At 49.7% G+C, this 14,597-nt stretch carries 16 protein-coding genes; 4 read left to right on the plus strand and 12 right to left on the minus strand.

Going from position 1 to position 14,597, the window contains the following annotated elements; translation table 11 throughout:
• Positions 1-8 precede the first annotated feature (8 nt).
• The 5 genes from C6Y40_RS01905 to prmA all read right to left on the minus strand — a co-directional run bounded on the left by C6Y40_RS01905 (position 9) and on the right by prmA (position 5,128).
• Positions 9-821, minus strand: a complete 813-nt coding sequence (locus C6Y40_RS01905; RefSeq protein ID WP_105933075.1) for a class I SAM-dependent methyltransferase — start codon at positions 819-821, stop codon at positions 9-11.
• A 156-nt stretch (positions 822-977) separates the two neighbouring features.
• Positions 978-2,576 (minus strand): bifunctional phosphoribosylaminoimidazolecarboxamide formyltransferase/IMP cyclohydrolase, encoded by a 1,599-nt coding sequence (purH, locus tag C6Y40_RS01910; protein WP_105933076.1) that lies wholly within the window; start codon positions 2,574-2,576, stop codon positions 978-980.
• A gap of 150 nt (positions 2,577-2,726) precedes the next feature.
• On the minus strand, positions 2,727-3,020 hold the full coding sequence (gene fis / locus C6Y40_RS01915) for a DNA-binding transcriptional regulator Fis (protein ID WP_070175272.1): 294 nt from the start codon (positions 3,018-3,020) through the stop codon (positions 2,727-2,729).
• A gap of 30 nt (positions 3,021-3,050) precedes the next feature.
• The gene (dusB, locus tag C6Y40_RS01920; RefSeq protein ID WP_105933077.1) at positions 3,051-4,052 is read right to left on the minus strand and encodes a tRNA dihydrouridine synthase DusB; all 1,002 of its coding nucleotides are present in this window, start codon (positions 4,050-4,052) and stop codon (positions 3,051-3,053) included.
• A gap of 194 nt (positions 4,053-4,246) precedes the next feature.
• Positions 4,247-5,128: a 50S ribosomal protein L11 methyltransferase gene (prmA, locus tag C6Y40_RS01925; RefSeq protein ID WP_105933164.1), complete on the minus strand. Its 882-nt coding sequence runs from the start codon at positions 5,126-5,128 to the stop codon at positions 4,247-4,249.
• A gap of 162 nt (positions 5,129-5,290) precedes the next feature.
• Between prmA and C6Y40_RS01930 the strand changes: the two genes are divergently transcribed.
• On the plus strand, positions 5,291-6,913 hold the full coding sequence (locus C6Y40_RS01930) for an amidase (RefSeq protein ID WP_105933078.1): 1,623 nt from the start codon (positions 5,291-5,293) through the stop codon (positions 6,911-6,913).
• Between the two features lie 58 nt (positions 6,914-6,971).
• Here the strand turns inward: C6Y40_RS01930 and C6Y40_RS01935 are convergent, their stop codons facing one another.
• The 3 genes from C6Y40_RS01935 to C6Y40_RS01945 all read right to left on the minus strand — a co-directional run bounded on the left by C6Y40_RS01935 (position 6,972) and on the right by C6Y40_RS01945 (position 8,267).
• On the minus strand, positions 6,972-7,265 hold the full coding sequence (locus C6Y40_RS01935; protein WP_105933079.1) for a high-potential iron-sulfur protein: 294 nt from the start codon (positions 7,263-7,265) through the stop codon (positions 6,972-6,974).
• A 154-nt stretch (positions 7,266-7,419) separates the two neighbouring features.
• Complete coding sequence (locus C6Y40_RS01940) at positions 7,420-8,073, minus strand: flavin reductase family protein (RefSeq protein WP_105933080.1); 654 nt, start codon at positions 8,071-8,073, stop codon at positions 7,420-7,422.
• A 2-nt stretch (positions 8,074-8,075) separates the two neighbouring features.
• Complete coding sequence (locus C6Y40_RS01945) at positions 8,076-8,267, minus strand: zinc ribbon domain-containing protein (RefSeq protein WP_105933081.1); 192 nt, start codon at positions 8,265-8,267, stop codon at positions 8,076-8,078.
• Between the two features lie 82 nt (positions 8,268-8,349).
• Between C6Y40_RS01945 and C6Y40_RS01950 the strand changes: the two genes are divergently transcribed.
• The 3 genes from C6Y40_RS01950 to C6Y40_RS01960 all read left to right on the plus strand — a co-directional run bounded on the left by C6Y40_RS01950 (position 8,350) and on the right by C6Y40_RS01960 (position 11,547).
• Positions 8,350-8,646 carry a hypothetical protein gene (locus C6Y40_RS01950; RefSeq protein WP_105933082.1) on the plus strand — a complete coding sequence of 99 codons (297 nt, stop codon included), beginning with the start codon at positions 8,350-8,352 and terminating at the stop codon, positions 8,644-8,646.
• A gap of 67 nt (positions 8,647-8,713) precedes the next feature.
• Positions 8,714-10,849 (plus strand): exonuclease domain-containing protein, encoded by a 2,136-nt coding sequence (locus C6Y40_RS01955; RefSeq protein ID WP_105933083.1) that lies wholly within the window; start codon positions 8,714-8,716, stop codon positions 10,847-10,849.
• A 374-nt stretch (positions 10,850-11,223) separates the two neighbouring features.
• On the plus strand, positions 11,224-11,547 hold the full coding sequence (locus tag C6Y40_RS01960; RefSeq protein WP_105933084.1) for a DUF3718 domain-containing protein: 324 nt from the start codon (positions 11,224-11,226) through the stop codon (positions 11,545-11,547).
• A gap of 65 nt (positions 11,548-11,612) precedes the next feature.
• Here the strand turns inward: C6Y40_RS01960 and C6Y40_RS01965 are convergent, their stop codons facing one another.
• From C6Y40_RS01965 to C6Y40_RS01980, 4 genes are read right to left on the minus strand one after another with little or no spacing between them, the layout of a single operon-like run.
• Positions 11,613-11,801 carry a 4-oxalocrotonate tautomerase gene (locus tag C6Y40_RS01965; RefSeq protein WP_105933085.1) on the minus strand — a complete coding sequence of 63 codons (189 nt, stop codon included), beginning with the start codon at positions 11,799-11,801 and terminating at the stop codon, positions 11,613-11,615.
• A 9-nt stretch (positions 11,802-11,810) separates the two neighbouring features.
• Positions 11,811-12,608: a 2-oxo-3-hexenedioate decarboxylase gene (gene dmpH, locus C6Y40_RS01970; RefSeq protein WP_240621819.1), complete on the minus strand. Its 798-nt coding sequence runs from the start codon at positions 12,606-12,608 to the stop codon at positions 11,811-11,813.
• The gene (gene dmpG / locus C6Y40_RS01975) at positions 12,605-13,642 is read right to left on the minus strand and encodes a 4-hydroxy-2-oxovalerate aldolase (RefSeq protein WP_105933086.1); all 1,038 of its coding nucleotides are present in this window, start codon (positions 13,640-13,642) and stop codon (positions 12,605-12,607) included. Before dmpG ends, dmpH begins: the two co-directional genes overlap by 4 nt.
• A 1-nt stretch (position 13,643) precedes the next feature.
• Entirely contained in the window at positions 13,644-14,588 is a 945-nt protein-coding gene (locus C6Y40_RS01980) for an acetaldehyde dehydrogenase (acetylating) (protein ID WP_105933087.1), read from the minus strand.
• Positions 14,589-14,597: the final 9 nt, after the last annotated feature.

Genomic DNA, 14,597 nt, shown 5'->3' on the forward strand with positions numbered 1-14,597 from the left:
CCGTAAAGTTATTCAGGTTTCATAAATTTTAGGGTCATTCGGTCACTTTCACCAATGGCCAGATAGTGAGCGCGTTTTTCGTCGCCCAGGCGCAGGCTTGGTGGCAGTGTCCAGACACCCCGTGGATGATCTGCAGTATCCATTGCGTTTGCGTTAATCTCGCTGCTTGCTACCAGTTTAAAGCCCGCTTTTTCTGCCATCTCAATCACGTATGATTGTTTCATGTAGCCGGATGATTCCATTTTATCGTCGGCATCAGATTCCGGTAAACGGTGATCGACAACACCCAACATACCGCCTGGTTTCAGTGCTTTAAAAAAGGTTTTCATGGCGTTTGCCACGCCGTCCTTTTTATCGGCCATATACCAGTTGTGCACGTTACGGAATGTCAGTACGCGATCGGCACTGCCAGCTTTGGCAACATCGAGTTGCTCAAGCGGATCAAAAGCGGTTAGCTCTACTGCGTTAAACGGCCCATCGCTGGCCATTTTCTCTTTGAAGTTGGCTAACAGGCGGTTGTAGTAGCTGGGTGAGTCTGCTTTCACGTTGAAGTGAGCGGCTACCAGTTTACCGTCTTCTGCCAATAATGGCGCGAGGATGTTTGAGTACCAGCCACCGCCTGGCAGAATTTCCACCACGGTCATGTCAGGCTGAACATCAAAAAAGCGCAGGGTTTGCTGAGGGTGACGGTATTCGTCACGCAGGCGCTCCTGGCTTGAACGTGTATCGCTGGCTACTGCATCAGCAATGGCATCGGCATTGGCTGTAAACGCCGGCGTCGCCAGTAAGCTGGCAAGTAAAAGAACCGCAGATTTACGCATTTGGTATTTCCCTTCTGTCATTAACAACGTGTTGTTTATACTGCAATACTCATCAGATCGTTTAATGAGCAATCACTATTGCGGTAGCCTAACACAAAATTTTTACATTCGTGATGTCAGGCCAACGCAAAAACACGTTACACAGCGTATGCTGAATTAGTGACGGAAGTGACGCATGCCGGTAAACACCATGGCAATGCCGTGCTCGTCTGCCGCGGCGATAACTTCATCGTCACGCATAGAGCCACCCGGTTGGATAACGGCTTTAATGCCAGCCGCTGCGGCGGCATCAATGCCGTCGCGGAACGGGAAGAACGCGTCAGAAGCCATGACTGAGCCAGCCACTTCCAGATCTTCATCCGCCGCTTTAATGCCGGCAATCTTGGCTGAATACACGCGGCTCATCTGGCCAGCGCCCACACCAATGGTCATGCTGTCTTTACAGTAAACAATGGCGTTAGATTTAACGTACTTGGCCACTTTCCAGCAGAACATCAGGTCACGCAGTTGTGCTTCGGTGGGTTGTACCTTAGTCACTACTTTCAGGTCTTCCATATCAACCATGCCAAAGTCACGTTCCTGGATCAGCAGGCCGCCGTTAACCCGTTTAAAGTCGTACCCTTCAGTTAACTGGCCAGCCCAGTCACCGCAAACCAGCAGGCGTACGTTTTTCTTGGTGGCCACAATCTCAGTCGCAGCTTGCGATACCGATGGCGCGATGATCACTTCAACAAACTGACGGTCGATAATGGCCTGCGCGGTGGTAGCATCCAGCTCGCGGTTAAACGCGATAATGCCGCCAAACGCAGAGGTTGGGTCGGTTTTAAAAGCGCGGTCATAGGCTTCAAGAATATTTTCACCCAGTGCCACACCACACGGGTTAGCGTGTTTAACGATAACGCAGGCGGGTTCGTCGAACTCTTTCACACATTCTAAAGCGGCGTCGGTGTCGGCGATGTTGTTGAATGACAGCTCTTTACCATTTAATTGCGTAGCGGTAGCAACCGAAGCTTCCTGAATATCGTTTTCAACATAAAAGGCGGCAGACTGGTGGCTGTTTTCGCCGTAGCGCAGATCCTGCTTTTTGCTGACCTGAATATTGTAGGTCCGCGGGAATTCGCTGTGCTCGTGCTCGCAGTCGTCAGCACAGTCGGTTGAGTCGAGACGTGCGCCGAAGTAGTTAGCAATCATGCCGTCGTATTCGGCCGTGTGCTCGAATGCCTTGATAGCTAAATCGAAGCGGGTGCTGTAGGTCAGTGAGCCTTCGTTGCTCTGCATTTCGCTAAGTACGCGTGGGTAATCAGCCGCATTCACCACGATAGTGACATCTTTGTGGTTTTTCGCTGCAGCACGCACCATCGTTGGTCCGCCGATATCGATATTCTCGATAGCGTCTTCTAAGGTGCAGTCTTCTTTTGCCACAGTGGCCGCAAAGGGATACAGGTTAACCGCCACTAAATCGATAGGGCCAATGTTATTTTCTGCCATCACCGCTTCGTCGGTACCACGACGGGCTAAGATGCCACCATGAATTTTAGGGTGTAAGGTTTTCACCCGGCCGTCCATAATCTCTGGGTGTCCTGTGTAGTTTGACACTTCAATAACGGGCAGCCCCTTGTCAGCGAGTAGCTTGGCGGTGCCACCTGTCGACAGCAGCTCAACGCCTGCTTCGTGCAGTGCAGTCGCGAACTCAACAATGCCGGTTTTGTCTGAAACGCTTAACAGGGCTCGTTTGATAGGTTTTGGTGTTTCCATAGTGGTATTTTGCTTCGATGAGGTTAATAACAATGGTGTGGGTGTCCGGAGTGTCTCTATTTTATCCGCCGTTGCCTCCGGAACCAGACAGGGCGGTTAAAACAAAAAGAGCACCGAAAGGTGCTCTTATGTGGGCCAGGCCCGCAGGGCTTAGTTCATGCCATACTGCTTTAATTTTTTGCGCAGTGTGCCACGGTTGATGCCCATCATGATTGCTGCGCGGGTTTGGTTGCCGCGAGTGAAAGTCATAACTTCTTCCAGTAAAGGCGCTTCAACTTCGGCCAGTACCATTTCGTACAGGTTGTCGATGTTGGTGTTGTCCAGCTGCTTCAGGTACTTGTTGACTGCTTGCTTAACAGAGTCACGCAGTGGTTTTTGTGCCTGAGTTTGTGACGGAGTAGTTACAGTAGTTGTAAAAGGAGAAGTTACATTTTGATCGAACATAATACTTTCTTGCTCTTTTGTTAATCAGTCTTAAGCTGCCGGTGAGATCTGTCGGGCCTCGCCATCAGGCAGCACGTTGTTAAAGTAGTGGTCAATGGCCTGCAGTTGCTCTTCGGCAGACTCCAGCGCATTAAACACTTTACGGAACTGACGATCCTTATCATGCTCCATCAAATACCAACCCACATGTTTGCGGGCAATACGAACACCGTTTTGTGCGCCATAAAAGGCGTGAACCGCTGTTACGTGTTCTTTAAGCACCGAATGTTGTTCCATTAATGATGGTGGGGCCAGCCGTTCGCCGGTATTCAGAAAGTGGGAGACTTCTCTGAATATCCACGGATTGCCCTGGGCACCGCGGCCAATCATTAATGCATCAGCTTCAGTATACTCAAGCACTTCCCTGGCTTTTTCTGGTGAAGTTATATCACCATTGGCAACTACCGGAATCGACACCGCCTGCTTAATACTGCGGATAGTGTCGTACTCGGCAAAACCTTTGTACATACAGGCACGGGTTCGACCATGAACGGCCAGTGACTGGATGCCATTTTCCTGTGCAATGCGGGCAATCTCTACCCCATTGCGGTTGTCCGTGTCCCACCCTGTACGGATCTTCAGGGTAACGGGAACTGACACAGCGTCTACTACCGACCGAACAATAGATTCCACCAAATCCGGATATTGCAGTAGTGCTGAACCTGCCAGCTTTTTATTTACTTTCTTGGCAGGGCAACCCATATTGATATCAATAATCTGGGCGCCGTTGGCAACATTAAATTTTGCTGCTTCTGCCATTAAGTCGGGATCGGCTCCGGCTATTTGCACAGAACGAATTCCTGACTCCCCGCTGTGATCCATGCGCTGCATGGATTTCGCTGTATTCCATACCCTTGGATTACTGCTCAGCATTTCCGACACAACCAAACCTGCTCCAAGACGACGACAGAGTTGTCTGAAGGGCCTGTCTGTTACACCAGCCATAGGTGCTAACATTAGGTTGTTATCAAGTGTATAAGTTCCAATTCGCATAAAAAACAACCTAACTTTGCGTAGAAAATAACCACCTGTCTGAAACGGGGCGCTAAGTGTACGTGTTTTCCGCAATCTTGAAAAGGCTAAAAATTACACAAAATTTGCCTGTTCACTCTTGACAAAGAGATTTCGTTTTTATGTCAGAGCGGTGACACTGACAATTAAGACAGGTCAACCAGTTTTGTCGATAATTAACCGTGCCGACGGCCTGAAACGCGTGCCCATTCTTCATCTATAACACTGGTATCGAGGATGATATCGCGGGCGTAAGCCTGTTCAATTCGCTCTACCTGTTCGGCGAGAATGCCAGAAAGCACCAGTAAGCCACCTGTTTTACAGTAGCCGGTAATGACATCCTGTAACTCAAGCAGCGGCCCAGACAAAATATTGGCCATCACAATATCGGCTTTTAGCGTGGGTTGGTCTGCCGGCAAAAAGACCGTTAAGCGGTCGGCTACCTGATTGCGCTGGGCATTGTCCATGGAGGCCTGCAAAGCCTGCGGATCGATATCGATACCAATCACTTCTTTAGCGCCGAGTTTTAAGGCCGCGATAGCCAGAATTCCCGAGCCGCAACCAAAGTCGACCACGGTTTTTCCTGCTACATCGATCCCGTCGAGCCAACGCAAACATAAGGAAGTGGTAGGGTGAGTACCGGTACCAAATGCCAGGCCCGGATCGAGCATTACATTCACTGCATCGGGCTCCGGCACATCGCGCCAGCTCGGGCATATCCATAAGCGCTCGCCAAACTTCATCGGGTGGAAGTTATCCATCCATTCCCGCTCCCAGTCTTTGTCTTCCAGCGGCTCTAAGCGGTATTTAAAATCCTTGCCAAGCACTCTGGCTTTTTCGAGGCGCTTAATAATGGCCGGCATGTCGTCTGCGGCATCAAATAATCCAACAACCTGGGTATCCGGCCATAACATCACTTCACCTGGTTTGGGCTCATACATCGGGGTGTCTTTAGCGTCCACAAAGGTAACAGCCTGAGCGCCATTGGCACTCATCATGCCGCCAACTTGTTCAGCTAACTCGGCAGATGTATCGATTCGTAATTGTAACCAGGGCATGGGATCCTCAGCGGTAGCACAGAAAACCGCAATTTTAACAGGGATGGTAAGAATTGGTATCGGCGATTGCACAGCATAGCGATCGTTGCGTTTTTCATTTATGGTAAATAAAAACGTTGTATTAGTAGTAATAAAGCGGAATAGTCCGCCCGGAGAGAAAATATGAAACAAAGACTGCTTAGCATTCTGCTCGTCTGTTTCGTTGTATCCTGTGCCACGCAACCCCAGCCCGTGGTCGACAATAAATGGTTGGATGCACCGGTGGCTGAGCAGGTAGCGGCGATGAAGCGCGGTGAGTTAACGGCCGAAGCGCTGGTGGCTGGTTATCTGGCCCGCATAGAATCGATCGATAAAAGCGGCCCGACGATAAACAGTATTTTGCTGCTTAACCCAAACGCTCTGGCAGAAGCCAAAACCAAAGATGCAGCGCTCGCCAGCGGTGAGGCAACCGGCCCGCTGCACGGCATTCCGGTATTACTCAAAGATAACATTGAAACCCGGGATATGCCCACCACAGCAGGTTCACTGGCATTACTTAATAATGATACCCGGCGAGATTCGCCACTGGTGGCCAGTTTGCGTAACGCCGGGGCGATTATTCTGGGCAAAACCAATTTGTCGGAATGGGCTAACTTTCGTTCAGAGGGGTCTATCAGCGGCTGGAGTGCGGTTGGCGGGCTCACTCGTAATCCTCACGTGCTTTCCCGCACCGCTTGTGGTTCTTCTTCAGGCTCCGGTGCGGCTGTAGCGGCTGGTCTGGCATCCCTTGCAGTCGGTACCGAAACCAACGGCTCAATTATTTGTCCGTCTTCAATGAACGGTATTGTAGGGTTTAAACCCACAGTAGGTTTGATCCCACGCACGCATATTGTGCCCATTTCCGTGACCCAGGATACCGCTGGCCCCATGGCTCGCTCAGTAGCTGATGCGGCGCTGATGGCCTCAGTGATGGCTGGCCAGGACGAACAGGACGATGCCACTCAGGCAGAAGCTCGACCAGAAGCCAGTGCGCTTGCGGCGGTTAACGGTAATATTCAGGGTCTTAAGATTGGCGTTATGCGTTATCGGCAGGGCAACAATCCGGCTATTATTTCGGCGGTCGATGCGGCCGTGGAAACGTTAACTGCACTGGGTGCAAAGGTAGTTGAAATCGAGAGCCTTGAGCAGCCGGAGGATTTTTGGGCCAAATCTTACCTGGTATTACTGGCGGAATTTAAGACCACCTTAAATGAGTATTTGCTGTCATCGCCGGCTAATTTGCCGGTGGCTAATCTGGACGAACTGATTGGTTTTAACCGCACGTCAAAACGGGAAATGCAGTTATTTAATCAGTCTATCTTTGAGAAGTCCGCGGCCACCGAAGGCATGGCCGGTGAAGACTACCAACAGGCACTGGCACTTGTGCGCAGCGCAACCCGCGAGCAGGGGATCGACAAGTTATTAAACGAATACGATGTGGATGTGCTGGTTGGGCCGTCTAACAATCCGGCGTTCTTAATTGACGCCGTATATGGTGATAATGCGCCACAAGGTTATGTTGGGGTTGGCTATCTGGCAGCCATTGCCGGTTACCCGCATATTACTGTACCGCTAACTACAGTGAAGGAATTACCGGTGGGATTAAGTGTAATTGGCGGACAATGGCAGGATGCACAGGTGCTTAACACTGGTCTGGCATTCGAACGAGCTAATCAGTTTATAGCGACACCTGCGTTTTTACCTAACCGGTTGCAGGCTGAATCGATGAACGGCATTCAGTCACCTTATCAGCCGCCGGCCCAATAATGAAAAAGGCGACGTCACTTTGGGTAACGTCGCCTTCTTAAAACTTTTTGTTCTGCGTTTAGCCAGGCTTTTTCACCCACGCACTACACCAGCCTTTGCTGTTAACCAGTTTGCCGGGGAAGATGGCGCAAGGACGCCATTCCTGACCCGCTTCGCCCTGAATGTACATACAATTTGAGCAACTTGAGCCTTCGGTTGTAGATTTGTGAACGTACTTAAGTGCTTTAGCGGTTGCGTCGTCTTCACTGAGCTGCTCCTGAGCATTCGCACGCAAGGCAACACCGCCTAAAGTCATGCCAATGAGCGTGGTTCCGGAAAGTTTCAGAAAGTCACGACGATTGACTGATTTCATAATATTACTCCAAAAAAGTTAACGAGAATGATTCTTTTTTACTTGGGGCCTAAACCACAAAAACCTGCCGAGGCAGGTTTTTTGAAAAGCGCACAAATTTATTAGCTTATACTTATACAGGTTAAAAAAAGATCTACAACTAAAACCCTGTTTTCTATTGATCTGCATTAAAAAATTCAATCACCGTTGGCGGATTATCTGGCTTTGCGTAGGCCATTTTTGCCATTGGCTGCGCCCGATGATAGGTATCCAGACCGGTAATGGCAGCCAGGTCGAGCGTAGCTATGTTCAGGGTGCCGTCTTCCGTGATAACACCTGGGTCGACCTGCACCAGCTGGATCCGGCCGATGACTAACTCAGTGTTATTGGCCTGAATAGACAATATGTCCTCCAGCTTGAGCGCAATGCGCAGTGGACTCTCGGCTACAAAAGGGGCAGCAAAATCCTTCTCCCAGAGCGGCGTAAAGCCTGCTTCCTCAAATTCGCTGATCTCCGGGGCGTAGCGCGCGGAGGTTTGATGGCCATTAATATAGTGGCTAACCGGCAACGCATTGATGGTGAATAAACCCGTTTGTTTAATGTTGCCCAGGGTGTCGCGGGTGACCGTGTGCGGACGCATTATCATGCCCATCAGGGGCGGGTTGGCACCAATATGAATCACCGAGCTGATAATAGCCAGGTTGGTATGCTGCTGCTCGTTACAGGTGCCAACCAGGTTCGCGCTTTTGTATCCAGACAAGCTGTTAATAAAATTAGCGCGGTAACGTTGTGCCATGGCAGCAATACCGGCCGCATCTATCGTTTCCATTCTTATTCGTTCTCCATTTCGGCGCGGATATCGAGTTCGCCATTGCTATCGTAGATGGTGACCAGGATGGGCTGACAACAAATCTGGCAATCCACCACCTGGCTCTGGCCGATATCGTTAATTTCGTCGACTTCGATATCATTAATAGTCATGCAGTAGGGGCACTCAAAGGTGCTGGCCTTGGTTAAACTCATAGTGCTTTGCCTTGGTCGTTGTGCTTTCTTATTACGCTATACGTATAACCGGCACAGCTGGATTGAACAGGAGGACAGATAGTTGGTCAATCGGGTAAAGAAAGGGCGTTGTTGTTGCTGTGGACGATTCCACTGGCTGACCTTTCATCATTTGATTCCGCGCAAAATGCATCGGCGCAATTACTTTAAGAAGCGCTACAGCAAAACTGAGCTGGCCGAAGGCATTATGGTGTGCCGCCAGTGCCATAATGGTATTCATCGCTTTTATGACGAAATGACCCTGGCCAAAACCTTTTCAACGCTGGAGAGTCTTAACGCCGATCCCCGGTTAAGCGAGTATTTTGCCTGGGTGGCGCGGCAAAAAATTAAACCTGGCTAATTGGTATGAGGTAGAAATTCCTATTAAATGCTGTATATTTATACATGTTATAGGTTCAGGATCTGCAATGCGAAAAACTCTGCCAGAACGGTATTATCTCGATCATTTTTATGAATTTTTGCAATTCTTCGAGGGCGCTAACCGGCCTTTAGTTGATGCTAAAACTGCGGCTTTTATTGAGGCTTTTCATGCACTGGATAAAGATGATCAGTGTTTGATAGTGCGTGCCGCCAACCGCAAATATCCGGTAGTGGTGACCAAAACTTTTGACTACGCAGAAATTAACGCGCCCTTAGAGCGACTAACCCGGTTGCGAGAGGCGGGCTGGTTTACCAGTATCTGCCAGGGCGACAGTTATTCGCTGGGCCAGGCAATGACTAAAGCCGATCTACTGATACTACTCAAAGACAATGGCTGTCAGGCAAGCTCAACCTTAGCCAAACAGGGGTTAATTGATGAACTCGCCGGTATCATGGCTCGTCAGCCACTGGCGGTAATGGATGAGCTTAATGAGCAGTATTTGCTGCGCGCGTATGATGCACCGCTCAGTTATTTATTGTTTTTGTACTTTGGTCATACCCGGGGCCGCCTCAATCAATTTTCCATGCGTGACCTTGGCGTTATGCGTACGCGGCAGGATGTCAGCCAACAGCTGGCACGATTTGAAGGGCAGGATGCTGCTCGTGGTGCATTTTATTACGCCCGCCAGTTAACCGCTTTTAAGCAACTGAACGAAGAAGAAAAAGCGCATTTTAGTCTGAATACTGACATAACCGTGCATTGCCCAATAGGCCAGGATTACCGCGACCGGGTGTTATTCCAGATGGGGAATTACTGGCTGGCTAAAGACGCGCCAAAAGCCCTGGCGCTTTTGCAGCAGGCCGGCAGCGATCAGGCGCAGGAAAAGTGGTTGCGCGAGAGTTATAAACTCGGCCATAAAGACGCGGTGCAACAAGCGCTCGAAGCCATTATTGATGACCCTGCATCGGATACGTTACTGGCCTTCGCGGAAGACTTTTATGCCCGTAAGTTTGATCGCAAAAGAACCTCTACCCTTACTGACATGCTGCGCGATGCTACCCACGTAGTGCAACTGGATGACATCCATAACCAATCTGTAGAACAAGGGGTAATCAGTTACTACCGCCGTCAGGGACTAGCCGCCTACCGCGCCGAAAACCAACCGTGGCGGATGCTGTTCGGGTTATTGTTCTGGGATTGGTTATATGGTGAATGGGGGTTGGTGAGTGAGTTTGACCGGCGCCCGCAGGTCCTTCGCTACAATGATTTTTACGACCGTTTTGGCAGTGACATAGAGCAACATCTTAATAAGTATTGCGCTAGTGCCGATACGCTGCACCGTTATTTGCTTAAACAAGCCAGTGCTCACTATGGCAAAGTAAACAGCCTTTTTATGTGGCGGCAGGGTTTACCGGAAAGCCTCAAAATACTGCTTGAGTACTCCAGGATGGATAACCTCCGTCAGTTTCTGGTGCTTATGTGTAAAGATTACGCCAGTCTGCGCGATGGCTTTCCGGATATTCTGGTCGTCGATAATAACACCCTGCGGTTCGAGGAAATTAAAGCGCCGGGCGATCAGTTGCGACGCAATCAGCTGATCACCATACAGCATTTACGGCAGTGCGGGTTTGAAGTGGGGATCACCCAGGTGAGCTGGTATCACGACCCTATGCAACCTTATGTTGTGGTGGATATCGAAACTACGGGCGGACAATCCGCCTATCATCGGATAACCGAAGTGGGCATGGTCAAGCTGATTGGCGGTGAAGAAGTCGCCCGCTGGCAGAGTCTGATAAATCCGCAGCGCCATATTCCTTCCAGAATTACCCAGTTAACCGGCATTAGCGATAACATGGTGGCCGAAGCGCCGATATTTGCCGAAGTTGCCGAAGACATCGAGGCTTTTACTAAAGACTGTGTGTTTGTGGCTCATAACGTCAATTTTGACTACGGTTTTATCAAACAAGAGTTTGCCCGTCTCGAGCTGGACTTCAGACGACCTAAATTTTGTACTTGTGCACGAATGCGAAAAGCCTTTCCAGGGCTAAAGTCCTATGGGCTGGGCGCACTGTCTGCTCAATTTGATATCCGGTTAGAAAACCACCACCGAGCGTTGGATGATGCACAGGCTGCAGCTGAACTTTTACGTCTGATTCAAAGTAAAAAAAGCTGTGCTGATTAGCTAATAGGCAATAGATTTATATAAATAAACTAAAGTTTAATATAAATTATGATAAAATTTTTGATCTATTTTTAAATAAAACCCATAGTAGTAAGTACACTTTCTGAGTGTGTATGCGTTCTTGCTGTTTAGCCCACTTTATGTGGGCTTTTTTTTGCTCGTATCACTGATTCACATCTTCTGGTTTCCTCACTATTTCTAAATGCTAAATTTTAGTCAAATTAACTAAATTGTGGTTTTTAGTATTTGTGAATAGATTGTCTCATTGTTTGGGGTATGTTTAAGTTACTGTAATTTATAGGTTTAAAAAGTTGGCATCGTCGTTGCTCTAGCTTAAGTAACTCTCTCCCGTAAATAGTAAAAAGGAAAAAACGATGAAAACTTTCACTAAAGTAGTAATGGTTGCAGGCTTAGCTTTCGGTGCAATGGCTACAGCTCAGGCAAACACACAGTTTGAAGCAGCAGATGATGCAATTACGTCAGAAATTTGTGTAATCGCCGCAAACGGTAACAAAATGAATCTACACAAAGCGATTAGAGATTCTGGCTTAACCCGCGGTTTCGTCGAAGACAGCGTTACGTGTAACCAACTGCCTATTGTTGAGTTTGTTGAGCAGTATGGTGAAAACGTAGCGAAAATTAATCGTTACATTACCGCTGGCGATTACACTGGTACTCTGATCAGCCGCGCAAACTAACATGGTTTGCTGGCAAAAAAGCCCCTCGATAACTCGCGAGGCTTTTGTTTTTTACTCAGGCAGATTTATCTGACCTCACTGGCAGGCACGCCGCCAATCCCCCAGTTTGCCTTGGGAATTTCTGTGATGATCACTCTTACCCTTTCTTTTGGGGCATCGATAGAACGTGAGATCGCATCCGTCACCTCGCTGATCAGTTTTGCTCGCTGCTCTGCAGTGCGACCCTCCAGGATTTCCAGATGTGCAATAGGCATAGTGATCTCCTAAACAAACTTCGCTGATACAGAACCCAGATCCTGATAACGCACCGTGATGTTATCCCCTTTTTTAACGGCCACAGCTGCGGTGATACCGCCGGTCATAATAAACGTACCCGCAGGAATCTCTTCGCCGCGCTCACCCAGCATATTAGCCAGCATGGCAACGCTTGAGGCCGGATGGCCAAGCACTGCTGCACCGGCGCCGAGTTCAACCACCTCACCGTTAATTTCCATTACTACGCCAAGGGTTTTAAGATCCACATCCTCTACCTTTGCCATGCGACCACCGGTAATAAACCGGGTGGATGAGGCGTTATCGGCTACCACGCTGATAAGATCAAACTTAAAATTCTCGTAGCGCGAGTCAATCACCTCTACTGCCGGAATAATAAAATCAGTGGCCGCCAGCACATCACCAATGTGACAACCGGGTCCTTTAAGCGGTGCTTTGGTTACAAAGGCCACTTCCGCTTCAATTTTAGGATGAATAAGCTCAGAGGTATCAATGTCACCGCCATCGGGCACCGAGAAATAGTCGGCCAAAAAGCCATAAACCGGCGTTTCTACGCCCATCTGGGCCATCTTAGCCCAGGAGGTGAGGCCCATTTTCATGCCAACCACTTTATTGCCGCGGGCTTCTTTGCGACGGCGAATTTCCCACTGAATATCATAGGCGTCGTCGAAGGTCATGTCGGGAAAGTCGTTGGTGACCTTGGTGATGTCATGAACGTTTAATTCGGCATTTTCAATGTGCTCTGCCAGAGAAAGCATCTGATCTTTTGTTAATGTGCGAGTGCTCACTTAGCACCTCCTTCCTGTTGTGCCAGTAAATCCAGGGCAACGTCTACAATCATGTCTTCCTGACCACCCACCATACGGCGGCGACCAAGCTCGACTAAGATATCCACGGTTTTCAAGCCGTATTTTTGTGCTGCCACTTCTGAGTGGCGTAAAAAGCTCGAATACACGCCAGCATAACCGAGCGCCAGGGTTTCGCGGTCTACCCGTACCGGACGGTCCTGCAAAGGGCGAACGATATCGTCGGCCGCATCCATCAGTGCATAAAGGTCGGTTCCATGTTCCCAGCCCAGTTTGTCGGCATTCGCAATAAATACTTCAAGGGGGGCATTGCCCGCGCCTGCTCCCATGCCGGCCAGACTGGCATCTATGCGGTCGCAGCCTTCTTCTACGGCTACGATAGAATTAGCTACGCCTAAACTCAGGTTGTGGTGAGCATGAATGCCGGTCTCAGTAGCCGGATCGAGCACATCCTTAACTGCGCGAAAACGGTCACGAATATCCTGCATGCCCATAGCGCCGCCGGAGTCCACCACATAAATACAGGTTGCCCCGTAGGATTCCATCAGCTTTGCCTGCTCAGCCAGCCCAACGGGTGTTTGCATATGGCTCATCATTAAAAAGCCTACGGTATCCATACCCAACTTGCGGGCATGTTCAATATGCTGTTTAGACACATCGGCTTCAGTGCAGTGGGTTGCCACCCGTACAATCCGCGCGCCAGCAGCATAAGCGTCGTCGAGATCCTCAATAGTGCCAATGCCGGGCAGAAGTAAGGTTGCAATCTGAGTATGGGTAAGGACATCGGCAGCCGCTTCTATCCAGGCCAGGTCGGTATGGGCGCCAAAACCGTAGTTAAAGCTGGAGCCCTGCAGCCCGTCACCGTGGGCAACTTCAATACTGTCTACCTTGGCCGCATCCAGGGCGCGGGCGATATCCTGCACATTCTGAATAGAGTACTGATGACGAATGGCATGGCTGCCGTCGCGTAAGGTCACATCAGAGATATACAGTTTTTTACCAGGATTAAAGCTCATACTATGCGCCTCCTGTTAACATTGTTTTGGCCATGCGTTCGGCGGTGGCCATGGCCGCTGAGGTCATAATGTCGAGGTTACCGGCATAGGCCGGCAGGTAATGCGCCGCGCCTTCAACTTCCAGAAATACGGACGTTTTCAGGCCGCTGAAATTACCCAGTCCGGGGATATGCAACGGTTCGTCGGCAGGAATATCGTCAAACTGTACTTTTTGTTTAAGCCGATATCCCGGTACATAGCTTTGTACCGCTTTAGCCATTTTTTCTACCGACGCGGCGACTTTGGCTTTGTCGACCTGTTCAGAAAGCACATACACCGTATCGCGCATGATCATGGGTGGCTCGGCCGGATTAAGAATAATGATGGCTTTGCCCTTTTCGGCACCGCCCACTTGCTCAATAGCGCGGGCGGTAGTTTGGGTAAATTCGTCAATATTCGCCCGGGTGCCAGGACCTGCGGATTTGCTTGATACGCTGGCCACAATTTCGGCGCAATGCACCCTGGCAACCTGCTTCACCGCGGCAACCATAGGAATGGTGGCCTGGCCGCCACAGGTGACCATATTCACGTTAGGTTGCTCGATGTGATCTTCCAGGTTAACCACTGGCACGCAATAGGGGCCAATGGCTGCCGGGGTTAAATCCACCAAACGAATCCCCGGTTTGGCGGTTTTTAGTTTCTTATCATTAACTATGTGCGCATTGGCTGAAGTGGCATCAAAAACAATGTCTATATCGCTAAATTCTACCATGGCAATCAGCCCGTCCACCCCCTCGTGGGTAGTTGCTACGCCCATGCGTTGTGCGCGAGCCAGACCGTCAGAAGCCGGGTCGATGCCTACCATCACACTCATGTTCAGAATTGAAGAGGTGCGCAGCACTTTGATCATCAGGTCGGTGCCAATATTGCCTGAGCCAATTATGGCAACATTAATTTTGTTACTCATACCGGTTGC

Origin of the sequence: Marisediminitalea alba (assembly GCF_002993365.1) — a bacterium.
GTDB lineage: Bacteria > Pseudomonadota > Gammaproteobacteria > Enterobacterales > Alteromonadaceae > Alteromonas > Alteromonas alba.

Bases quoted from the DNA above. Each gene is read 5' to 3' on its own strand.
- C6Y40_RS01905 (WP_105933075.1), bottom strand. From the start codon at position 821: ATGCGTAAATCTGCGGTTCTTTTACTTGCCAGCTTACTGGCGACGCCG.
- purH (WP_105933076.1), bottom strand. From the start codon at position 2,576: ATGGAAACACCAAAACCTATCAAACGAGCCCTGTTAAGCGTTTCAGAC.
- fis (WP_070175272.1), bottom strand. From the start codon at position 3,020: ATGTTCGATCAAAATGTAACTTCTCCTTTTACAACTACTGTAACTACT.
- dusB (WP_105933077.1), bottom strand. From the start codon at position 4,052: ATGCGAATTGGAACTTATACACTTGATAACAACCTAATGTTAGCACCT.
- prmA (WP_105933164.1), bottom strand. From the start codon at position 5,128: ATGCCCTGGTTACAATTACGAATCGATACATCTGCCGAGTTAGCTGAA.
- C6Y40_RS01930 (WP_105933078.1), top strand. From the start codon at position 5,291: ATGAAACAAAGACTGCTTAGCATTCTGCTCGTCTGTTTCGTTGTATCC.
- C6Y40_RS01935 (WP_105933079.1), bottom strand. From the start codon at position 7,265: ATGAAATCAGTCAATCGTCGTGACTTTCTGAAACTTTCCGGAACCACG.
- C6Y40_RS01940 (WP_105933080.1), bottom strand. From the start codon at position 8,073: ATGGAAACGATAGATGCGGCCGGTATTGCTGCCATGGCACAACGTTAC.
- C6Y40_RS01945 (WP_105933081.1), bottom strand. From the start codon at position 8,267: ATGAGTTTAACCAAGGCCAGCACCTTTGAGTGCCCCTACTGCATGACT.
- C6Y40_RS01955 (WP_105933083.1), top strand. From the start codon at position 8,714: ATGCGAAAAACTCTGCCAGAACGGTATTATCTCGATCATTTTTATGAA.
- C6Y40_RS01960 (WP_105933084.1), top strand. From the start codon at position 11,224: ATGAAAACTTTCACTAAAGTAGTAATGGTTGCAGGCTTAGCTTTCGGT.
- C6Y40_RS01965 (WP_105933085.1), bottom strand. From the start codon at position 11,801: ATGCCTATTGCACATCTGGAAATCCTGGAGGGTCGCACTGCAGAGCAG.
- dmpG (WP_105933086.1), bottom strand. From the start codon at position 13,642: ATGAGCTTTAATCCTGGTAAAAAACTGTATATCTCTGATGTGACCTTA.
- C6Y40_RS01980 (WP_105933087.1), bottom strand. From the start codon at position 14,588: ATGAGTAACAAAATTAATGTTGCCATAATTGGCTCAGGCAATATTGGC.